The sequence below is a fragment of the Pseudokineococcus basanitobsidens genome, from assembly GCF_037482545.1.
GTDB lineage: Bacteria > Actinomycetota > Actinomycetes > Actinomycetales > Quadrisphaeraceae > Pseudokineococcus > Pseudokineococcus basanitobsidens.
In genome coordinates this window covers 23,742-44,350 of the sequence record NZ_JBBIAA010000015.1, presented here as the reverse complement: position 1 = coordinate 44,350, position 20,609 = coordinate 23,742, and the positions used below count along the sequence as shown (strand labels likewise).

Sequence of the window (20,609 nt, the reverse complement as noted above, 5' to 3'; positions counted from 1 at the left end):
AGCTCCCGGGCTGAGCCCCAGGACCGGGCCCCCGGACCGGGCGGCGGTCGCCCGGGCTCAGCAGGTCCGCAGCAGCCGGTCGAGGACGCGGGTCCCGAAGCGCAGGGCCTCGGTGGGCACCCGCTCGTCGACCCCGTGGAACATGCCGGCGAAGTCGAGCTCGGGCGGCAGCTGCAGGGGCGCGAACCCGAAGCCGCGGATGCCCAGCCGCGCGAGCGCCTTGTTGTCCGTGCCGCCGGACAGGCAGTAGGGCAGCACGCGGGCGCCGGGGTCCTCGGCGAGCAGCGCGGCGACCATCGCGTCCGGCAGGGAGCCCTCGAGGTCGGTCTCCAGGGCCGCGTCCTGGTGGACCACCTCGACGTCGACGCCCGGCCCCGCGAGCTCGCGGACGACGTCGAGGACGTGCTCGCCCTGGCCGGGCAGCGTCCGGCAGTCGACCAGCGCGCTCGCGGTGCCGGGGATGACGTTGTGCTTGTAGCCGGCCTCCAGCTGGGTCGGGTTCGAGGTGTTCCGCAGCGTCGCGCCGACCCAGTTCGCCGTCGTCCCGAGCACGTCGGTGAGGCGGCCGAAGTCCTCCGGGTCCAGCGGTTCGCCCGTCACGTCCTCCACGCCCTCCAGGAAGGCGCGGACGGTCGGGCGCAGCTCCAGCGGCCACCGGTGCGCGCCGATCCTCGCCACCGCGCCCGCCAGGCGGGTGACGGCGTTGTCGCCGTTGACCTGGCTGCCGTGCCCCGCGCGCCCGTGGGCCACGAGGCGGACCCACGCGATGCCCTTCTCGGCGGTCTGCAGCAGGTAGCAGCGCTGCCCGGCGACGTCGAGGGAGAAGCCGCCGACCTCGCTGATGGCCTCGGTCGCCCCCTCGAAGAGGTCCGGGCGGGTGTCGACGAGGAACCGGGCTCCCTTGACGCTCCCGGCCTCCTCGTCGGCCGTGAAGGCGACGACGAGGTCGCGCGGAGGGGTCCGGCCCTCGCGGGTCATCTGGCGGACGACGGACAGGATCATCGCGTCCATGCCCTTCATGTCCACGGCGCCACGGCCCCACAGGCAGCCGTCCCGCACCTCGCCGGCGAAGGGGTCGACGCTCCAGTCCTCCGCCTTCGCCGGCACCACGTCGAGGTGGCCGTGGACGACGAGGGCGTCCCGGTCGCGGTCCTCGCCCGGGATGCGCAGGACGACGCTGGCGCGGCCCGGGTCGCTCTCCAGGAGCTCGGCCTCCAGCCCCACCTCGTCGAGCAGCCCCAGGACGTGCTCGGCCGCGGCCCGCTCCCCCGGACCGCTGCCGTCGCCGTAGTTCGAGGTGTCGATGCGGATGAGGTCGCGGGCGATGTCGACGACCTCGTCGGCGGCCACGGGGACGCCCGGTCCGGCGCTGCGCTCGGTCATGCCGCGACGCTACCGGCGTCGTCGCGACGGGTCCGTCCGCCGGCGGCCGCCGGGCCGGCGGACGTCGGGGGGCAGTCGGCCCCCGTGGTAGTTTTCGGACCGCTCGCGGCGCTCCGGCGCCGCACGGCACCTGTCCGGGTGGCGGAATGGCAGACGCGCTAGCTTGAGGTGCTAGTGCCCTTTATCGGGCGTGGGGGTTCAAGTCCCCCTCCGGACACCACGAGCAGGCACGTCAGGGTGCGTGGCCCGCCGCTTCAGCCGGGGCCGTGGTTGACCGATGCGTCATGGCAGTCGACCCTCCCGGAGCCACCATGACCGCTCACGTCCTACCCGCCGACCTCGAGGCGCCCGCCCTCCTGCCCCGGCAGCCGGTCGGCCGCCGCGCCCTCCTCGCCGCCTCGGCGGCGGGCCTCGCCGCGGCCCTCGTCCCCGCGGGGGGTGCCCGCGCCGCCGTCGTGCCCCGTGTCGTGCTCGACCTCGCACGACCGCTGCAGCGGCTGGACCCGCACGCCCTGGGCTTCGGGAGCTCGACCTACGGCGCGAGTCCCCTGGTCGTGGCCTCGCAGGCCCGCGCCGAGCGCGCCCTCGACGCCCGCTCGGTGCGCGTGCCCGTCCGGTGGGACGGCACGCGGGTCGTGTCCTCAGCCGCCGGGTCGGGCCAGCGGGACATGGTCGCCCTGGTCGACCTCTACCGGTCCTGGGGCTACCGGTGCCTCGTCGTCGTCGGTGGACGGGACGACGACTGGGCGGGCTACCGTCCCGGCGACGCACGGCAGGTCGTGCGGGCGCTCGGCACGTCCATGGTCGACTACTCCGGCCCCAACGAGCCGGGGAACCGCGGGCAGTCTCTCGACGCGGCGCTCGAGCGCGGGCGGGCCGTCCAGGCGGAGCTCGCCGCGGAGGTGCCGGGGACGGGCCTGTGGGGGCCGGTCTGGACCCACTACGACCGGGCGACGCTGCGGCGGTACGCGGCCGGGATGGGCGCGGGGCGGCTCGGGGGCGTGGACTACCACCACTACGGCATGGGCTCGCGCTCGCTCTCGACCGCCGAGGCCATGCGCGCGACCCCCGGCTGGGGGCGCGAGGTGCGCGAGGTGCGCTCCGACCTGCGCGGGCTCGGCCTCCCCGAGCGGGTGGCCGTCGACGAGATCAACCTCTCCTGGCGCTACCAGGACGGGACGCCGGGCGGCAACCAGCGGTTCTTCTCGGCCGTGACCACGGTCTGGATGGCCTCCGTCCTCGGGCACGTGCTCGTCAGCGGCGGTCGGGCCATGCCCTACGCCTCGCAGAACGGACCGCTCGGCCTCACGGTCGAGAAGGGCGCCGTGAACCCCCACGGCCGGGCTCCGTCGACGCCGATGCCCGCGTACTGGGCGGTCGCCACCTGGACGGGCGCCGGGCGGTGGCCCCACTACGACGGCGCCGCGTACGCCGCCGTCGCCGACACCCCGGACGAGGCCGTCGAGGTCTTCGCCGTCGGCAACGAGGCCGGCGGTCGGACCGTGGTCGTCGTCAACAAGTCCGAGACCCGGGCGGTGCGGCGGCGGCTCGTGCTCGGCGGCGTGGCACCGGGGGGCGCCGTCGTGCACCGGACCGACCCGTCGCGTCCCTACGACCCCCCGCGTGAGGTCGCGAGGACGCGGCACGCGGGCTCCCTCGACGTCGACGCCCCGGCGATGACCGTGACCGTCGTCGTCCTCGACGCGCCTCCGGCGCCCGTCGTCGTCGCCCCCGTGGCGCTGCGTGTGCTGGCCGGCGACCAGCGGGTCCCCGGCTGGCGGTCGGGGGACGGGGTCGTCACGGGCGGAAGGGTCGCCCGCAACACGGGCCGGGTGGAGGCCTCGGCCGCTGTCCCGGCCGACGTCCTCGCCGCCGAGCGGTGGGGCGAGCAGACCTGGACGCTCCCCCTGGCCGCCGGCAGGCAGGCGGAGCTCGTCCTCTGGTACGCCGAGCGGTACGCCCCGGCGCAGCGCGCGGGGGCCCGCCGGCAACGCGTCGACGTGGACGGGGTCCGCCGCGTGGACGAGCTCGACGTCTGGGCGCGCGGCGGGGGGGCACCGGTCGCCGTGCGCCTGCCCGTCCGTGCCGGCGCGTCGGGCCGCGTCGTGGTGCGTCTGCGCCGGGGGTCCGTCGGCGAGCCGTTCGTCAACGCGGTGGAGCTCCTCCCCCGCGGGTAGACGGGGGCGTCGGCCCCCCGGCCCCCCGGCGCGCCGGCCGACCACCGCCCCCGGCCACCCGCGCCGCCCGGTCGTCGCCCACCGGTCGCTCACCGGTCACCCGGTCCGCACCCCGTGCCGTCGTGGTCGGTGTCCAGGTGCAGCGGGTCCCCCGCGCCCCCGACCCCCCCGCCCCGGACCTCGATGCCGTCGGGGAACGTCTCGCGGACGAGGTCGCAGGTCCACGTGACGCCCGTGCCGTGACCGGCGTGGGCGGCAGCCCCCGGGGGGACGACGGGCAGGCACTGCCCGCCCCGGCCGTACTCGAGCCGGCAGCCCCCGTTCGCCGCCTCCGGCGACAGCACGTCCTCCGGCGAGGACCGGGCGCTCCTCGCCAGCTTCTTCGTCGACTCCTTCCTCGCCGCGGGGACCGTCGGGGGCTTCTTCGCCGCCGTCCCTCCCCGCACCGGCGCGGCGCCCGCGGCCGCGGCGGCCGCGAGGCTCGTCTGCGGCTGCGTCGCGGGGTCGGGTGCCCGCCCCGCGCTGCCCCGCGGACCGGCGTAGGCGTCCTCGCCGCCCCCCGGCACCGCGGCGACCAGACCGGCGAGCACGAGGGCGCTCAGCGCGCCGAGCGCGGTGACCCGCCGCCGCCGGGCGCCGGCTCCGGCCCGGGCCGGGGCCGGTGCACCCCGACGGGGACGCCTCGTCCCGCTCATCGGACCGTCACCCACGTCGCCGTCGAGACGGCGCCCGCGGTGTCGAGGATCGTGAGCATGTACGGCCCCGGCGGCAGGAGCGCGGGGTTGTCGGGCACGCGCGCGGTGAGCGTCGTCCCCTCGGCGGTGAAGGGGACGTCGACCAGGCGCGCGTTGGTGTCCGTCTGGTGCGTCGCGGAGCCCGGGCTGGTGAGGTTCACGGCGGCGACCGTGCCGGTCACCCCGAGGTCGACCACCTGGCCGTAGGTGACCGCCTCCGGGGCCCTCGTGACGACTGGCCGCGGTCCCTTGAAGAGGTACGGGGGCTCGTAGACCGAGATCCGCTGCTCGAAGGAGCCGTCCCCCGGGTTGCTGCCGAAGACGGCGACACGCCCGTCCGGCAGCAGGACGGCGGAGGAGTGGTAGTTGCGTCCCACCGGGTCGGCGGCGACACGGGTCCACCGTCCCGTCGCCGGCGAGTAGGTGGCAGCGGTCATGACGTCTCCTGCACGGTTGCCGGTCGCCCCGTTCGCCGCCAGGACCGTGCGGTCCGGCAGGTCTAGGGCGTTGACGTAGAGCTTCCCCGGGCCGGGGAGGTCCGGGCCCGGGACGTAGGCGGGGTCGTCCTTCGAGAGGTCGACGACGTCGACGGTCGAGACGCCGGGGAGGTTCGCCTCCGTGTGCCCACCGCCGATGATCATCAGCTTCTGGTCCTGCGCCGGCGGCAGGAGGACGGACGCGGCCTGGTCGCGCTGGCGGACGTCACGCAGGCCCGGGACGTCCCACATCTGCGCCGTGCGCCAGTCGTAGAGCCGGGCGCCGGTCCCGGGGACGTTCTCGCCGAAGGTGTGGCCGCCGCTGTAGAACATCCGGCCGTCGTCCAGCAGAAACATGTGCGGGTAGGTGCCCCAGTAGTTGTACGTCTGCGGCACCTCGCCCCGACCGAGCCAGCGCCCCGCCGCCGCGTCGTACATCTCGGTGCCGACCGTGCCCGCCGAGTCCTCGCGGAGCCCGCCCGCGGCCCACACGTCACCGTCCTCCAGCTTGGTCAGCGTGGGGTACCAGTGGCCCTCGGGCGCGTCGCCGACCCGGCTGAAGGAGTCGGTGGCCGGGTCGAAGACGAAGCTCTGGCGCAGGCCCTCGAAGTTCGCGGCCCCCGGCGTGTCCGGGTAGGCCTGCGTGCCCCCCATCACGAGGACCCGTCCGTCGGCCAGGGTCACGTGGCCCGTGCAGAACAGGTCGACGGGCGTGGCGACCGGGGTGAAGGTGTCGGCCCGCGGGTCCCAGACGACGGTCTTGAAGGCCCCGGCGGCGAAGCTCGGGCCGTCGTTGCCGGAGCCGGCGATCATGAGCACCCGCCCGTCCCGCAGGAGCGTGGTGTGCAGGCCGCGGACAGGCATCCGGACGTCCCGCACCGTCCACCGGCCCGTGACCGCGAGGTCGCCGGCGGCCGGAGGGACCGGCTGCGGCGGCGGCGGGGGCGCCGGAGGCCTCAGCGAGAGGTCGTCGACGAGGAGCGTCCCGTTCGACGCCAGGGACACCCCGAGGCTGATGCGGTCGGTGCCCTCGGGCACCGGCGGCAGCGAGGCCGTGACCTCGACCCAGGTGTCGCTGCGCGGCACGTCGGCGACGTCCGTCCAGTAGCTCCACCCGGCCGCCGTGTGCCGGAAGAGCGTCAGCGCGCCCTTCGTGCCCGACGACTTCGTCCACGCCGAGGCCGTGTAGACGAGCCCGGGCGTCACGTCCGGCGCGCACCCGGCCGCCTCGGAGGCGAGGAGCTTGCGGTCGCCGGAGACGTACCCGCTGATGCTCGTCCGCCACGAACGGCCCGTCCCCGTCCGCGTGTCGGCCGAGAAGCCGTCGGTGGTCGTGTGCTGGCCCCACCCGGCGCGCTGGAAGCAGCGGGGCACGGCGGCGCCCTCCTCGAGCCCGCCGCCGACGACGAGCTCGTCGGTGGCCGGCGTGCCCGGGGTCGCCGCGACGGCCATGGCGTACCCGTCCGTGGCGACGACGCCGTCGCGGGCGAGCGACAGCCCCCAGGAGACCTGCTCCGTCCCCTCCGGGACCACGGGGGTGACGGCGCGCAGGTCGGTCCAGCCCGGCGCCACGGCCGCGGTCGTCACGTCGGTCCAGTAGGTCCACCCGGCGGCGGTGCGGCGGAACAGCGTCAGGGTCGTGGGCACGCTCGACCGGTAGGTGACGGTGAGGGAGTAGACCTTGCCGGCGACGACGCCCGGGGCGCAGGTGGCGTTCTCCGTCATCATCAGCTTGCGGTCGCCCTGCGTCCGTCCCTTCAGCCGCACCTGGGCCGCGCGGCCGCCGTCCGGTCCGGGCACGGCCGTCAGGGTCGGCGTCCCGGTGCCCCAGCCGTTCAGGGAGAAGCAGTCGAAGGTCGCGGCGCCACCGGCCTCGAGGGTCCCGTTGGGCACGACCGCCTCCGCGGCGGCCAGCGCGGGAGCCGCCCCCGCCGCCAGCTGCGCCACCACGAGGGCCAGCACGCCGGCGCAGGCCGCCGCCCGCCGGCCACGGATCCGTCCGGCGCTCATGCCCGCTCCACCCCCTGCTCGGTCTCGTCCAGGGGCAGGGCCGCGGGCAGGACGGGGGCCGTCGGCGAACCGCCCGGCGGCGAGGTCCGCGGCATCGGCAGCTCGGCCACGACGGCCGCGACGGCGTCCGCCACCGTCGGTGCGGGGACGACGCCGCGACGGCGGTAGACGACCTTGGAGACGAACGCGAAGCGTCCGGCGAAGGCCGCCGCCAGCGTCAGCGCCTGGGCCGGCACGCTGGCGACCTCCATCACCTCGACGAGCAGCAGGAGGACCGGCAGGCGCAGGAGCTGCTCGACGTTGTTGAAGCCGACGCACTCCCACGCGCGGCGCCGCAGGCGGGCCGCCCCGTGCCGGAGGTCGCGGAAGACGTACCTCTCCTGCAGGACGAAGTTGCCGACGATGGTCGCCTCCGTGGCGAGGACGCTCGCGAGGAGGTAGTGGCTGCCGACGGCCAGCAACCCCGCCATCAGCGCCAGGTTGGCGACGGCACCGGTCGCGCCGACGAGGGCGAACCGCCACGTCCGGCCGAGCCGGAGGTCGAGCAGCTGCTGCACGAAGTGCATCCCCTGGCGTACCCCCGCCTTGGACCGGCCGGCGTGCCGGTCGGCGAAGACGAAGGGGACCTCGACCACCTGCAGGCGGGTGCGCGCGAGGATCTCGAGGAGGATCTTGAAGCCGCGGGGCCGCAGGGCCTCCACGTCCACGGCCGCGCGCCGCAGCGCGAAGAACCCCGTCATCGGGTCGGAGCACCGGCGCAGCCGGTGCGGGAAGAGGGCGCGCGCCAGGCGGGTCGACGCCGTCGACACCCAGTGCCGCACCACGCCCGAGAGGCCGGCGGCCGCGCCGCCGCCGCAGTAGCGGCTCGCGACGACCACGTCCGTCCCGGGCGCGGCCGCGGCGGCGACGAGGCGGGGCACGTCCTCGGGCGGGTGCTGCAGGTCGCCGTCCATGACGACCACCCAGGGCGCCCGGGCGTGGCGCAGGCCCTCGACGACGGCGCCGCCGAGCCCCCCGTGACGCTCGCCCCGGGCGCGGTGGACCAGCCGGACGTCGAGCGTGGACCAGGCGGCGGCGCGTCGGACGACGTCCGGGGTGTCGTCGTCGGAGTCGTCGACGAAGAGCACCTCCGCCCCCGGGACAGCCCGCTGCAGCCGACGGACGAGCTCGACGACGTTGGCGGACTCGTTGTAGGTGGGGACCACCACGGAGACGGAGGGTGCGGCAGCGCTCATCAGGGCTCCTCGGACGAGTCGGTGGACGGGCTGGACCAGCTAGGCGGCAGGGGCGGTACCCACCCCCGGTCGTCGTCCCGGAGCGCGTCCCGCACCCGAGGGGTGAGCGGCATGACCGCGGCGGCCCGCTCGGCCCGGTCGGACGACGGCTCCGCGGACCAGCCCGGGGGCAGCGGCGGCGACCAGGTGGAGGTCCCCGACGACCGGGACCCGGCGGAGGAGGTGCCCGTCGAGGACGTGTCCCCGGTCGGGACGTCCGGCGCCGCGTCCTCGCCGGACGCGGGTCGTCCCCCCGGGCCCACCCCTGGGCCCACGACGCGTCGGACCTCGACCCGCTGCCCCGGGTCGTCGCCGCCGAAGGCGGCGAGCAGCTCGCTGTTCTCGTGCGCCGCCGCGAGCGTCGGCAGGCTGTTCGGGTCGTCGGCGAGGGTGGGCGACCACACGAGGTAGTCGAGGTCCCGCCAGCCGCCGGGCAGCTCGGTCCTCGCCTCGGCGTCCAGGTCGATCTTGTAGAACCAGATCGCCCCGGAGAAGCCGTCGTCGGACCACCCCGCGCGCACGAGGTCGTTCCAGTAGGTGTTGTCGACGACGACGCGCGAGTCCCGCGGGAGCACGTCCTCGACGTAGGCGAGGGCCTCCCGGTGCGCCGCGTTGGCGTCCGAGCCACGGGCCTCGGCCGTCGCCGCCAGCCACCGCGGGGCGACGAGCCCGACCGCGGCCACGGCCGCCGTCACGGCGACCACGAGGCCGGTCCTGCGGACCGCTCCCCCGGGCAGACGTCCGAGCGCCTTCCACGCGACGTCGAGCACCCCCACCACCGCGAGGGCGAGCAGCGGCAGCGCGACGACGACGTACATGAAGGGCAGGTAGCCGTCCGGGCGCAGGGCCAGGGCGGTCACCAGGGCGACGCCGACGCCCACCGCGCGCAGCCGGCGCACGGCGCAGCACACGACCGCGGCCGCCAGACCGGCGACGACGAGCACCGCGTCGTAGTGCAGCCAGATGCCGAGCGTCCCGTGCGCGCCGCTGCCCTCGGCGAGGATGAAGCCCGAGCCCGGGCGGCCCATCTGGAAGGCCAGCGCGTCCCAGAGGCTCACGTGGCCGGGGCCGGGCAGGAGCTCGTCGCGCAGCAGCGCCATGAGCAGGTACGTCGCACCGGTCAGCGCCGTGGCCACCGAGAAGCCCATGACGGCGAAGGCCCGGGTCGGGCGGTAGGCCGAGACCCAGAGGGCGACGAGCACGGCGGGGGCGAGGACGAGGAGCGTCTCCTTGGTGAGCACCGCCGTGCCGAAGCAGAAGCCGGCCGCGGTGACGTGCCACAGGTCGCGCCGCCGGCCGCTGACCAGGACGAGGGCGCCGACCAGCCACGGCAGCGCGATGTTGTCCAGGAGGACCTGCCGGCCCTCGAAGACGACGAGGGGGTTGAGCCCCCAGAGCAGCATCCCGGCCGCGGCGAGGGCCGGCCCCAGGCGCAGGCGCCGCGCCAGCAGGTAGAGCAGGGTCGCCGTCGCGAGCGTGTAGCCGACCATGACCACGCGGCCGGCGACCAGCGCCGGTGCGCCGTCGGGGAGCAGGAAGGACGGGAGCCAGGAGAGGGCCGCGAGCTGGAGCCAGCCCGCCGGCGGGTGGTCATACCAGTAGGTGTAGGGCGCCAGCGCACCCTCCGGCACGGCCCACGCCTGCGAGAGGTAGGTCCCCTCGTCGTCGAAGAAGGCCGGCCACCCGGCCAGGCCTACCGCGTGGACGATCCCGACGGCCAGCAGGGCGGCGAGGACGAGCAGGAGCTCCCCGCGGGGCGAGCGCCCCCTCGCCGGCGGTCGTGCCGGGGAGGCCGGCGGGGGCGGGGCCGCCGGACGGGGTGGGGCCAGGGCGCTCACGCGGCGCCCTCGGCCGTCGCCTCGGCGCCCGTGAGGCCCAGGTGCGCCCCGCTGTGCCGGGTCTTCTCCCAGGTGAAGTCCCGGCCGACGAACCTCCACAGCGCCCGGACGGACGCGGCGGCCAGGACGACCTGGTAGAGCGGCGTGGTCAGCACGAGGACGACCTGGTCCCGCCACCGGACGCGGAAGCCGAGGTCGTGGCCGAACTCGCGGAGGATGACCGTCTCGAAGCCCACGGTCAGGAGCGTGGGGACCAGCGGGACGAACAGCAGCATGGCCACCGCGGTCGGGAGCTGTGCCGTGAGGGCCACGACGAGGGCGAAGGGCAGGACGAGGCCGGTGAAGGCCATGGCGTGCGGCTGCACGAGCGTCCACCAGGCCGTGGCCCGCCGGCGGAGGCCAGGCAGCCGTCGCCACTCCCCCTTGGCGAGTACCTGCATGAAGCCGAGGGACCACCGCGTCCGCTGCTTCACGAGCGACCTCAGCGAGTCCGGCGCCTCCTCCCGGGTCGTGAGTGCGGGGTCGTAGACGCAGACGATCTTCTTGCCCATCGTCGAGAGCCGGACGCCGATCTCGCAGTCCTCGGCGAGGCAGTCGGGGTCCCAGCCGCCGACCTCCTCCAGCAGCGCGCGGCGCGTGAAGACGGTGTTCCCCCCGAGGGGGACGAAGCCGACCTGGGCGGCCCCGTGCAGGCGGGACCGGAACCAGGTCCGGTACTCCAGGCAGTTCCGCAGGGCGAACCAGGTGTCGCGGAAGTTGACCAGGTGCACCGACCCCTGGACGACGTCCGCCTGCCGTGCCTGGAAGACGCCGTCGACGCGCTCGAGGAGGTCGGGGTGGGTGAGGCTCTCGGCGTCGATGACGCCGACGACGTCCCCGGTGCACAGGGGCAGCGCGGTGTTGAGCTGCCGGGGCTTGTTCTTGACCAGGTCGCCGTTGACGGAGACCAGCACCTCGCGCCGCCGGCCCACGACCGCCGCGGCGGCGGCCGCCTCCCCGGCCAGCCGGTGGGCGACGGCCGAGGTGGCCGGGTCGTCGTGCCCGACGGAGATGACGACCTGGACGTCGGGGTGGCCCTGGCGCAGGAGCCGCTCGAGGGTGGCCCGCACCACCTCCTCGGCCTCGTGGCGGCAGGGGACGACGAGGCTGAAGCTGAGGGACGGCGGGAGCGCCGCGGGGTATCCGGAGCCCTCGAAGGCCTCGGGCGTCCGCCACGCGTGGAGGGCGCCGCGCAGGGTCGACCCCGCGATGGCGGTGAGCACCGCGGCGACGACAAGGGCGGTGCAGGTCAGCAGCGTCATGGGGGCCTCACGGGCTCGGTGTCACGTGGCGGCGCACGACCGGGCGGCCCGGTCGGCAGGTGGGGATGACGGCGCCCACAGGTCGTCCCAGACGCGCCGACGAGGCGCACGGGCCGGTGCGGGCAGCACGACGAGGGCGGCGTCGTAGGACGTCGCGCAGCGGGAGGACGGGCGCAGAGGCTCCGGCGGTGACCGGACGGGGTCGTGGTCGGCCCCCGCCGGCCGGGCGGGGGCGACCTCGTCGGGTGGCCTCCCGACGGCGGCCGACGAGAGCTGGAGCGCCCCGGCGACCTCCCCGGGGCGGCCGCTCCCGGGTGGTTGGACTATGACGCACGGCGACGAAGGAGCGCAGCCCTTTCCGACAATCTCTGCAGGCAAAACTTTGCGTGACGACGACTGCTCACCGTCCTCGGCCGCTCCAGCTCGTCATCACGGACGGTGGGCGCTGCGATCGCGGTCTCCGAGGCGGTGCTGGCGACAGCGGGCTCCCCCGCCCCAGCCCGCGCCCCCGGTACAGCCGCTCGTCGCTGCTCCGCGCCCGGGCTTGAGCAGCGCACCGACCGTGCTGAGGCTCACGCAGCGGCGGCTCCTGCGACAGATCCCCGGCCCGCACCGGGTCGGTTCACGATGGCACCGCGTCCCCTACCGCTTGCTGCTCGCGTCCGCCGGCGCACTTGTGCGCCGGCTCACGCGGGTCGCACATGAAGGACGAGCGTGCCGTGCGGTCTCAGCGACCCAGCACCTCGTCGTCCGGCCGGCCCCGCGGGACGCCGACGAGGGCCAGGAGAGCGCCGGCGGCGAGCAGGCCGGCGCAGACGAGCATCGCGGTCCGGAAGGCCGGCGTCAGCAGGGACGGGTCGGCGTAGGCGTCGCCGGTGAGACCGGCCACCGCCGGCAGCGCGGCGACGGCGACGAGGCCCGCGGAGCGCGCGACGGCGTTGTTGACGCCGCTCGCGGTCCCGGACAGGGCGTCCGGGGCCGCCGCGAGCACCGTCGCCGTCAGCGGTGCCACGGTGACGACGAGCCCGGACCCGAGCAGGAGCACCCCCGGGAGCACGTCCACGGGGTAGACGTCCCCCGGGCCGACCCCGGACAGCCACAGGACGCCGGCCCCGCCGACGAGCGGGCCCACCACCAGCGGCAGGCGGGGCCCGGTCCGGGTGGCGGCGGCCCCGGAGCGACCGGAGAGCAGCAGCATGAGCAGCGTCGAGGGCGCCGTGGCCGCGCCCGCCGCGAGCGCGCTCCACCCGAGCGAGACCTGCAGCTGCAGGACGAGCAGCAGCATCACGCCGCCGAGGGCGGCGTAGACGGCGAACGTGCCGGCGTTGACGACGGTGAAGACGCGCGAGCGGAAGAGGGCGGGCGGCACGACGGGGTGCCGGGCGCTGCGCTCCCGGAGCACGAAGGCGACCAGGCCCGCCGCGCCGACGACCCCGGCGACGACGCTGCCCGCGCCCCAGCCGCCGTCCGGGCCGGCCACGAGCGCGTAGGTCACGCCGCCGAGCCCGACCGCGCTGGTGAGCGCCCCGGGCACGTCGAGGGAGGGAGCCCGCTCCGGCGAGCGGGACTCGGGGACGTGCCGGAGCCCGAGGACGACGACGGCCGCCGCCAGCGGCAGGTTGAGGAGGAAGACGGCGCGCCAGTCCCAGGCGACGAGCCACCCGCCCAGCAGCGGGCCGGCGGCCCCGGCCACGCCCGTCAGCCCGGACCAGGTCCCGATCGCCCGCGCCCGGTCCTCGCGGGCGAAGCTCGCCTGCAGGACGGCGAGGCCGCCGGGCGTCAGCAGCGCGCCCCCGACGCCCTGCAGGGCCCGCGCCGCCACCAGGGTCGGCACGTCGGGGGCGAGCGCGCAGCCGAGCGACGCCAGGGCGAACCAGACCGCGCCGACGAGCAGCACCCGCCGGCGGCCGTACCGGTCGCCGAGCGACCCGCCCAGCAGGATGAGGGAGGAGAGGGTGAGCAGGTAGGCCGTCACGGTCAGCTGCAGACCGGCGACGTCCGCACCGAGGTCGGCGCCGATGCTCGGGAGCGCGACGTTGACGACCGTCCCGTCGAGGAACGCCATGCCGGAGCCGAGGACGAGCACGAGCAGGACGGCCCGCCCCTGCGGGCTCTGCGCCCGCAGGCCGCCGTCCGGCAGCTCCTCGGGGCGACGACGGCCCCGCCGGCCGTCCCCCGGCCGGTGGTGGTGCGGGGCGCCGCCCGGCCCGACCGGCTGGGGCGGGGGTGCGGCGTCCGTCACGGGCGCAGGCTAGGGGGACGGCCGCCTGACGGGACCGGCCGCCTGACGGGACCGGCCGCCTGACGGGACCGGCCGCAGCCTCGGCGGCGGCTGCACCACACTGGCGTCGACACCCGGACCCGGCACGGGCCGGGCCTGCGCCCGAGGGGCGGGGCCCGGCACCGGCCCCGCCCCCGAGGAGCGCCATGACCCCCGCATCCCCGTCCGCCGGCCCGTCCGCCCCCGGCTCGTCCGCCCCCGGCCCGTCGGCGTCCCTCGCCCGGGGGCCGGGCGCAGGCGGCGAGGGGCCCTCCGTCGACGGGGTGTCCTCCGACGCGGCGCACGCGCAGCTGCGCGCGTCCGTGCGACGGCTCGCGGCGCTGCTCGGCGAGGCGCTCGAGCGCCACGAGGGCCCGGAGCTGCTCGACCTCGTCGAGCGGGTGCGGCACCTGGCCCGCCGCCCCGACGAGGGCGCCGAGCTCAGCCGGGTGCTCGAGGGCGTCGAGGACGGCACGGCCGTCGTCCTCGCGCGCGCCTTCACGGCGTACTTCCAGCTCGCCAACATCACCGAGCAGCTGCACCGGGCGCAGGAGCTCGCGACCCGCCCGGGCGCCGGCCTCGCCCTCACGGTGCCGCGCATCGCGCAGGCGCTCGAGGCGGGCGACGTCGAGCGCGCCGACGTCCAGGCCGTGGTGGACCGGATGGAGCTGCGCCCGGTCTTCACCGCCCACCCCACCGAGTCCAGCCGCCGCTCGGTCCTGGACCTGCTGTCGCGCACCGCGGCGGCCCTCGACCGGGCCGGCGACCCGCGGCGGCGCGCGGCCGACGCCGAGGCCGACGAGCGCCGCGTCGTCGAGCTCGTCGACCTGCTGTGGCAGACCGACGAGCTGCGCGTGGAGCGCCCGCAGCCCGCCGACGAGGCCCGCTCGGCGCTGTACTACCTCTCCTCGCTCGCCACCGGCGTGCTGCCGGACCTCCTGGAGGAGCTCGACCAGCGGCTCGACGGGATCGGCGTCCACCTGGGGCACCGCGCCCGGCCGCTGCGCTTCGGCAGCTGGGTCGGGGGCGACCGCGACGGGAACCCCAACGTCACCCCGGCCGTCACCCTCGAGGTGCTCGCCCAGCAGCACGAGACGGGGGTCGCCGTGCTGCTCCGCACGGTCGACGAGCTCGTCGTCCAGCTGGCGTCCTCGACGCAGGTCGTGGCGGTCTCCGACGAGCTGCGGGACAGCCTCGAGCGCGACCGGGAGCTCCTGCCCGCCGTCTTCGACCTGCGGCACCGCCTCAACGCCGAGGAGCCCTACCGGCTCAAGCTCAGCTACGTCCGCGAGCGCCTCGTCGCCACGGGGCGCCGGGTCGCGGGCGCCGGCGCCTCCGGGGTGCGGGTGCACGAGCCGGGACGGGACTACGCCGACGTCGGCGAGCTCCTCGACGAGCTCGAGCTCGTCCAGCGCTCCCTGGCCGAGAACGGCTGCGGGCTCGTGGCCGAGGGGGTCGTCGCCCGCGCCCTGCGCACGGTCGCCGCCTCGGGCCTCGGCCTCGCCGTCCTCGACGTCCGGGAGCACTCCGAGCGCCACCACGCGGCCCTCGAGGCCCTCGTCGACCGCGCCCGCGCCGGCGACCGCCCCTACGGCGACCTGGACCGCGAGGAGCGTCGCGCGCTGCTCTCGGCCGAGCTCGCCGGCGGGCGGCCCCTGGCCAGCGCGGCGACGCTCGACGCCGTCGAGGGCACGGCGGCCGAGGTGGTCGAGCTCTTCCGCACCGTCCGGACCGCGCTGGAGCGCTTCGGCGACGACGCGGTGGAGACGTACGTCGTCTCGATGACGAAGGGCGTCGACGACCTGCTCGCGGTGGCCGTCCTCGCCCGGGAGGTGGGCCTCGTGGACCTGCCGGCCGACCCCGACGTGCCGGCGACCGCGCGCCTGGGGTTCGCGCCCCTCTTCGAGACCATCACCGAGCTGGAGGCCGCCGGCCCGCTGCTGGGCACGCTGCTGTCCGACGCCTCCTACCGGCGCCTCGTCGCCGCCCGTGGCGACGTGCAGGAGATCATGCTCGGCTACTCCGACAGCTCCAAGGACGGCGGCATCGCGGCGTCGCGCTGGCAGATCCACCGCGCCCAGCGGGCCCTGCGGGACGTGGCCCGCGAGCACGGCGTGCAGCTGCGGCTCTTCCACGGCCGCGGCGGCTCGGTGGGCCGCGGCGGCGGCCCGACCGGGGAGGCGATCCTCGCCCAGCCCTACGGGAGCCTGGACGGGGCCATGAAGGTGACCGAGCAGGGCGAGGTCATCTCCGACAAGTACCTGCTCCACGGCCTCGCGGTGCACAACCTCGACGTCGCGCTGTCCGCCGTGCTGGAGGCGTCCGTCCTGCACCGCGCCTCCGTGCTGGGCCGGGAGGTGCTCGACGTCTGGGACGCCACGATGGACGTCGTCGCCGCCGCGGGGCGCGACCGGTACCGCGCCCTGGTCGAGGACGAGCGGCTCGTGCCGTTCTTCCTCGCCGCGACGCCGGTGGACGAGCTGGGCCACCTCAACATCGGCTCGCGGCCGGCGCGCCGGCCCGGCGGCACGGGCGGGCTGGAGGACCTGCGCGCCATCCCGTGGGTGTTCGGGTGGACGCAGAGCCGGATCAACGTGCCGGGCTGGTACGGCGTCGGCAGCGGCCTCGCCGCGGCCCGCGAGGCCGGTCGGGGCGACGCGCTGCGCGAGATGTACGAGACCTGGCCCTTCTTCCGCAGCTTCCTCGGCAACGTGCAGATGACGCTGGCGAAGACCGACCTGTCCATCGCCCAGCGCTACGTCGACACCCTGTGCGGGCCCGAGCACGCCGGGCTGCTGGAGGTCCTGCGCGCCGAGCACGACCGCACGTGCGCGGAGGTCCTGGCCGTCACGGGGCAGTCCGAGCTCCTCGAGTCCGCCGTCGTGCTGCGGCGCACCCTCGACCTGCGCGACTCCTACCTGGCCCCCCTGCACGCGCTGCAGGTCGAGCTGCTGAAGCGCTCCCGCGCCCAGGGCGACGACGTCGACCCCGTGCTGCGCCGCGCCCTGCTCCTGACCATCAACGGCATCGCCGCGGGCATGCGCAACACCGGCTGACCCCGGCACCTCGACGACGGCCTGGTGGTGCCGCGGCCTCCACGGCGTACCTCGACGACGTCTCGTCGTCGGGGTGGGCGAGGCGTCGGGTGGCCGGCCGGTCGTAGCGTGCGGGGCATGGGCGACACCACGACGCCGACCTGGGCGCCGGCGCTCGACCGGCCGGGGCTGCTCGCGGAGCCGGTCGCGGCGGCCCTGCGGGCGCTGACGCCCGAGGACGCGGCGCAGGTGCTCGTCGCGGAGGTCGACCCGGGCGTGGCCGACACGGCGGTCCTGGTCGAGGCCACCGACGTCGCGCGGGAGGAGTGCGCCACCTGCGTGCTCGTCGCGGGCCGGCGGGACGGCGAGCAGCGCGTCGCCGCCGCGACGGTGCGCGGGAGCGACCGCGCCGACGTCAACGGCCTCGTCAAGCGGGCCCTCGACGTCCGCAAGGCCTCGTTCTTCCCGCGCGAGGAGGCGGTCGCGGCCTCGGCCATGGAGTTCGGGGCCATCACCCCGCTCGGCCTGCCCGCCGGGTGGCGGGTCCTCGTCGACGGTGCCGTGGCGGCGCTCCCCCGTGCCGTCGTCGGCAGCGGGGTGCGCCGGTCGAAGCTCGCGCTGCCCGGCGCCGTGCTCCTGCGGCTCCCCGGTGCGGAGCTCGCCGAGGGACTGGGCCGTCCGTCGGCCTGACCGGCGTCGGGGGTCAGCGGGCCCGCAGCGCCCAGAAGGCGACCGCGCTCGCGGCGGCGACGTTGAGGGAGTCCACGCCGCCGGCCATGGGGATCCGGACGACGACGTCGCTGGCGGCCACGGCGGCGCGCGAGAGGCCGTCCCCCTCGGTGCCGAGCAGCAGCGCGAGCCGCTCCGGCGGGTCGGCCGCGAGCTCGTCCAGGTCGACGGCGTCCTCGGCCAGCGCGAGGGCGGCGACGGTGAACCCCCGCTCCCGCAGCAGGTCGAGGCCGCCCGGCCACGGGTCCAGCCGGGTCCACGGCACCTGGAAGACCGTCCCCATCGACACGCGCACGGAGCGCCGGTAGAGGGGGTCGGCGCACCGCGGTGCGGCGAGGACCGCGTCCACGCCGAGCGCGGCGGCCGAGCGGAAGACCGCCCCGACGTTCGTGTGGTCGACGACGTCCTCGAGCACGGCGACCCGGCGGGCGCCGGCCAGGACCTCGTCGACCTCGGGGAGCACCGGGCGGGCCATGGCCGCGAGCGCGCCGCGGTGCAGGTGGAAGCCCGTGATCTCCCGCAGCAGCGGCTCGGGCGCGACGAAGCACGGGACGTCGCGCTCCCCCGCCCAGCGGGCGCTGTGCCGGCCGAGCAGCGGCAGGACGTCGGGCAGCCAGCGCGCGGCGAGCAGGAGGGAGCGCGGGGTGTGCCCGACCTCCAGCGCCCGGGCGAGGACGGTGCTCGACTCGGCCATGTAGAGCCCCTCGGCCGGCTCGCGCCGACGCCGCAGCGCGACGTCCGTGAGGCCGGTGTAGTCCCCGAGGCGGGGGTCGCCCGCCGCGTCCACCGACGCGAGCACCACGCCGGCGGGGACCGCCACGCCGTCGGGCGGGCGCACCGGCTCCGGACCCGTCATCGGACGACGAGGGCCACGAGCGCGACGACGCCGAGCACGACGATCGTCGCGCGCAGGACGGCCGCCGGCAGCCGCCGGCCGACGAGCGCCCCCAGGGCTCCCCCGACGAGGGAGCCGACGGCGATGACTCCCGCGGCCTCCCAGACGATGCGGTCGAAGCCCACGAGGACGTAGGAGGTCGCCGCGACGACGTTGACGACGAGCGAGAGCAGGTTCTTCATCGCGTTGAGCCGCTGGATCGGCTCGAGCAGCAGCGCGCCGTGCGCGCCGACGAGCAGGACGCCCTGCGCGGCCGTGAAGTAGCCGCCGTAGATCCCGACGAGGAAGGTGACGACGAGCAGCAGCACCTGCGTCCGCCGTCCGGGGGCGGGCGGGGCCTGCGGCCCGGTCAGCGACCCGCGCGGGCCCACGCCGGCGTGCTCCAGCCGCCGCCGCGTGCGCGCCTGGAGCCGGGGCTGCAGCACGACGAGGGCGACGGCGAGCACGACGAGCGCCGGGACGACCGCCTCGAACGCGCTGGCCGGCAGGTGCAGCAGGAGGAACGCGCCGACGAGCGCGCCGAGCACGGACATGGGGACGAGTCGGGCCGCGCGCGGTCCCTGCCCCCTCAGCTCGCGCCGGTACCCCCAGGTGCCGGAGACGCCGCCGGCGACGAGGCCGACGGCGTTCGACATCGTCGCCGACACCGGGGGGACGCCGAGGGCCACGAGGGTGGGGAAGGTCACCAGCGTCCCCGAGCCGACGACGGCGTTGATGGCGCCCGCCCACAGCGCGGCGAGGGACAGGAGGAGCAGCTGCCAGCCGGTGAGGTCGCCGAGGAGGGCCTCGCTCACGCGGCGGCCGCGCGCGCGGACCAGCGCCCGCCGCCGCGCTCGACGCGCAGCCGGAGGCCGAAGGTCGCGCCGAGCGCCTCCGCGGTGAGCACCTGGTCCACCGGGCCCTGCCCGACGACGCGTCCCTCGCGCAGCAGGAGGGCGTGCGTGACCCCGGGCGGGATCTCCTCGACGTGGTGGGTGACGAGGACGAGGGCGGGCGCGTGCGCGTCGGCGACCAGGGCGCCGAGCCGGCGCACGAGGTCCTCGCGCCCGCCGAGGTCGAGCCCGGCGGCGGGCTCGTCGAGGAGGACGAGCTCGGGGTCGGCCATGAGGGCGCGCGCGATCTGGACCCGCTTGCGCTCGCCCTCGGACAGCGTGCCGTACGAGCGGCGCTCCAGCCCCGCGACGCCGAGGGCGCCGAGCAGCTCCCGCGCGCGGTCGTGGTCGGGGCCCTCGTACTCCTCGCGCCAGCGCCCGACCATCCCGTAGGAGGCGGTGAGGACGACGTCGACGACCCGCTCCGCGGCCGGGACGCGCTCGGCCAGGGCCGCGCTCGCCAGGCCGATGCGGGGTCGCAGCTCGAAGACGTCGGTCAGGCCCAGCTCCTCGCCGAGCACCTCGGCGCGCCCCCTCGTCGGGTGCGTCCGCCCCGCGGCGACCTGTACCAGCGTGGTCTTCCCGGCGCCGTTGGGGCCGAGGACGACCCAGCGCTCGTCCGCGCCGACGGCCCAGGAGACGTCGTCGAGCAGCGCCCGCCCGTCCCGCACGACCGTGACCCCGTCGAGGTCGAGGACCGGCTCGTCGGGGGCGCCCTTCGCCGTGGGCGCGGCGCCGGGGCCCGTGCCCCCGGGGCCGGAGGTCGTGGCCTGGCTCATGGGCGCGACCCTAGCGGCGCCCGCGGACCGGGCTCGTAGCCTGGACGCCGTGATCGACCTGCCCCGCTCCGCGCGCCTGGCCGCCTGGGGCACGGCGGTGCTGCGCGGCGAGGTACCCCTCGCGGCCGCCGTCCGTGCCGTCCAGCGCGACGACGAGCCGCACACCGCCGCCGGCGACGTGCCCGCGACCGACCTCGCCGAGCTGCTCGAGGGCTGGCGCGCCGCCGGCCACCGCGGCCTGCGCCTCGTCCTGCCCGTGCCCGGCGACGTGAGCGGCCTGCCGGGACCGGCGTCCTTCAACGTCGAGGCGCTCGACGTGGGCGAGGGCGTCCTCACCGACGACGAGGACGCGACCGGTCGCCGCTGGGGGGTCTGGCCCGACGTCACCGAGTTCGGGTCCGTCCTCGAGCCGGGCGCGATGGTGGCCTGGCGCGCCGAGCTCGTGCGGCGCCCCGCCGCTCCCCCGTCGACGACGCTCGCCGACGCCGAGCGGCAGCTCGAGCGGGCGCTCGCGCAGGCCCTCGACGCGCTGCACCGCCTCGACGTCGCCCGCTGGCGGGACGACGCGGCGGGACGGATCGCCCTGGTGCGCGACGGCGCCCTCCCCCGCGACGCCCTGCCCGCCTCGACGCCGCCCCGGGCGCAGCGCGTCCTCGGCACGGCCGTGCGCCTGCGCGGCATCGTCGCGCTCGCGTCGGAGGACGACGGCGCCGTCGTCAGCGGCTGGGAGGCCCGGGGACGCACCGAGGCCCTCCGCGGGGTCGAGGCCGTCGCGCGCCACGCCGTCGTCGCCGCCGTCAACGCGGCGCTGGAGCCCGTCCGCCGCTGACCCCGTGCCGCTCGGTC

The 20,609-nt window shown here is 76.8% G+C and carries 14 protein-coding genes and 1 tRNA gene; 5 read left to right on the top strand and 10 right to left on the bottom strand.

The window, feature by feature from the left end; translation table 11 throughout:
• Nucleotides 1-57 precede the first annotated feature (57 nt).
• On the bottom strand, nucleotides 58-1,383 hold the full coding sequence (locus WDZ17_RS12170) for a M20/M25/M40 family metallo-hydrolase (protein ID WP_339575429.1): 1,326 nt from the start codon (nucleotides 1,381-1,383) through the stop codon (nucleotides 58-60).
• Between the two features lie 132 nt (nucleotides 1,384-1,515).
• On the opposite strand from WDZ17_RS12170, the gene WDZ17_RS12165 reads away from it, so the two are divergent.
• Nucleotides 1,516-1,603 (top strand) — tRNA-Leu (locus tag WDZ17_RS12165).
• Between the two features lie 91 nt (nucleotides 1,604-1,694).
• Nucleotides 1,695-3,560 carry a hypothetical protein gene (locus WDZ17_RS12160; RefSeq protein ID WP_339575428.1) on the top strand — a complete coding sequence of 622 codons (1,866 nt, stop codon included), beginning with the start codon at nucleotides 1,695-1,697 and terminating at the stop codon, nucleotides 3,558-3,560.
• An 89-nt stretch (nucleotides 3,561-3,649) separates the two neighbouring features.
• On the opposite strand, the gene WDZ17_RS12155 is transcribed toward WDZ17_RS12160, so the two are convergent.
• From WDZ17_RS12155 to WDZ17_RS12130, 6 genes are all read right to left on the bottom strand, one after another.
• A complete protein-coding gene (locus tag WDZ17_RS12155) occupies nucleotides 3,650-4,255 on the bottom strand; it encodes a hypothetical protein (protein WP_339575427.1) in 606 nt (201 codons plus the stop codon).
• Nucleotides 4,252-6,780, bottom strand: coding sequence for a galactose oxidase early set domain-containing protein (locus WDZ17_RS12150; RefSeq protein WP_339575426.1), 2,529 nt, complete (start codon nucleotides 6,778-6,780; stop codon nucleotides 4,252-4,254). The genes WDZ17_RS12155 and WDZ17_RS12150 overlap by 4 nt, the downstream gene beginning before the upstream one ends.
• The gene (locus tag WDZ17_RS12145; protein WP_339575425.1) at nucleotides 6,777-8,015 is read right to left on the bottom strand and encodes a glycosyltransferase; all 1,239 of its coding nucleotides are present in this window, start codon (nucleotides 8,013-8,015) and stop codon (nucleotides 6,777-6,779) included. The genes WDZ17_RS12150 and WDZ17_RS12145 overlap by 4 nt, the downstream gene beginning before the upstream one ends.
• Nucleotides 8,015-9,892 (bottom strand): hypothetical protein, encoded by a 1,878-nt coding sequence (locus tag WDZ17_RS12140; protein ID WP_339575424.1) that lies wholly within the window; start codon nucleotides 9,890-9,892, stop codon nucleotides 8,015-8,017. Before WDZ17_RS12140 ends, WDZ17_RS12145 begins: the two co-directional genes overlap by 1 nt.
• Nucleotides 9,889-11,193 (bottom strand): glycosyltransferase, encoded by a 1,305-nt coding sequence (locus tag WDZ17_RS12135; RefSeq protein WP_339575423.1) that lies wholly within the window; start codon nucleotides 11,191-11,193, stop codon nucleotides 9,889-9,891. The genes WDZ17_RS12140 and WDZ17_RS12135 overlap by 4 nt, the downstream gene beginning before the upstream one ends.
• A gap of 727 nt (nucleotides 11,194-11,920) precedes the next feature.
• Nucleotides 11,921-13,435: an MFS transporter gene (locus tag WDZ17_RS12130; protein ID WP_339575422.1), complete on the bottom strand. Its 1,515-nt coding sequence runs from the start codon at nucleotides 13,433-13,435 to the stop codon at nucleotides 11,921-11,923.
• A gap of 185 nt (nucleotides 13,436-13,620) precedes the next feature.
• Between WDZ17_RS12130 and ppc the strand changes: the two genes are divergently transcribed.
• Both ppc and WDZ17_RS12120 read left to right on the top strand, forming a co-directional pair.
• Nucleotides 13,621-16,509 carry a phosphoenolpyruvate carboxylase gene (gene ppc / locus WDZ17_RS12125; RefSeq protein ID WP_339575421.1) on the top strand — a complete coding sequence of 963 codons (2,889 nt, stop codon included), beginning with the start codon at nucleotides 13,621-13,623 and terminating at the stop codon, nucleotides 16,507-16,509.
• A 117-nt stretch (nucleotides 16,510-16,626) separates the two neighbouring features.
• Nucleotides 16,627-17,178 carry a YbaK/EbsC family protein gene (locus WDZ17_RS12120; protein WP_339575420.1) on the top strand — a complete coding sequence of 184 codons (552 nt, stop codon included), beginning with the start codon at nucleotides 16,627-16,629 and terminating at the stop codon, nucleotides 17,176-17,178.
• Between the two features lie 13 nt (nucleotides 17,179-17,191).
• Here WDZ17_RS12120 and WDZ17_RS12115 read toward each other — a convergent pair whose 3' ends face one another.
• Genes WDZ17_RS12115 through WDZ17_RS12105 form a run of 3 tightly spaced genes read right to left on the bottom strand, consistent with a single transcriptional unit; the run spans nucleotide 17,192 to nucleotide 19,763 of the window.
• Complete coding sequence (locus tag WDZ17_RS12115) at nucleotides 17,192-18,073, bottom strand: TrmH family RNA methyltransferase (RefSeq protein ID WP_339575419.1); 882 nt, start codon at nucleotides 18,071-18,073, stop codon at nucleotides 17,192-17,194.
• The gene (locus tag WDZ17_RS12110; protein WP_422631977.1) at nucleotides 18,070-18,867 is read right to left on the bottom strand and encodes a sulfite exporter TauE/SafE family protein; all 798 of its coding nucleotides are present in this window, start codon (nucleotides 18,865-18,867) and stop codon (nucleotides 18,070-18,072) included. Before WDZ17_RS12110 ends, WDZ17_RS12115 begins: the two co-directional genes overlap by 4 nt.
• Before the next feature lie 35 nt (nucleotides 18,868-18,902).
• The gene (locus tag WDZ17_RS12105; RefSeq protein WP_339575417.1) at nucleotides 18,903-19,763 is read right to left on the bottom strand and encodes an ABC transporter ATP-binding protein; all 861 of its coding nucleotides are present in this window, start codon (nucleotides 19,761-19,763) and stop codon (nucleotides 18,903-18,905) included.
• Between the two features lie 49 nt (nucleotides 19,764-19,812).
• On the opposite strand from WDZ17_RS12105, the gene WDZ17_RS12100 reads away from it, so the two are divergent.
• Entirely contained in the window at nucleotides 19,813-20,592 is a 780-nt protein-coding gene (locus WDZ17_RS12100) for an Rv1486c family protein (protein WP_339575416.1), read from the top strand.
• Nucleotides 20,593-20,609 lie beyond the last annotated feature (17 nt).

What these genes read in the sequence shown, in the direction of transcription:
- WDZ17_RS12145 (WP_339575425.1), bottom strand. Translation starts at nt 8,015, where the DNA reads ATGAGCGCTGCCGCACCCTCCGTCTCCGTGGTGGTCCCCACCTACAAC.
- WDZ17_RS12105 (WP_339575417.1), bottom strand. Translation starts at nt 19,763, where the DNA reads ATGAGCCAGGCCACGACCTCCGGCCCCGGGGGCACGGGCCCCGGCGCC.
- WDZ17_RS12170 (WP_339575429.1), bottom strand. Translation starts at nt 1,383, where the DNA reads ATGACCGAGCGCAGCGCCGGACCGGGCGTCCCCGTGGCCGCCGACGAG.
- WDZ17_RS12120 (WP_339575420.1), top strand. Translation starts at nt 16,627, where the DNA reads ATGGGCGACACCACGACGCCGACCTGGGCGCCGGCGCTCGACCGGCCG.
- WDZ17_RS12150 (WP_339575426.1), bottom strand. Translation starts at nt 6,780, where the DNA reads ATGAGCGCCGGACGGATCCGTGGCCGGCGGGCGGCGGCCTGCGCCGGC.
- WDZ17_RS12155 (WP_339575427.1), bottom strand. Translation starts at nt 4,255, where the DNA reads ATGAGCGGGACGAGGCGTCCCCGTCGGGGTGCACCGGCCCCGGCCCGG.
- ppc (WP_339575421.1), top strand. Translation starts at nt 13,621, where the DNA reads ATGACCCCCGCATCCCCGTCCGCCGGCCCGTCCGCCCCCGGCTCGTCC.
- WDZ17_RS12115 (WP_339575419.1), bottom strand. Translation starts at nt 18,073, where the DNA reads ATGACGGGTCCGGAGCCGGTGCGCCCGCCCGACGGCGTGGCGGTCCCC.
- WDZ17_RS12135 (WP_339575423.1), bottom strand. Translation starts at nt 11,193, where the DNA reads ATGACGCTGCTGACCTGCACCGCCCTTGTCGTCGCCGCGGTGCTCACC.
- WDZ17_RS12160 (WP_339575428.1), top strand. Translation starts at nt 1,695, where the DNA reads ATGACCGCTCACGTCCTACCCGCCGACCTCGAGGCGCCCGCCCTCCTG.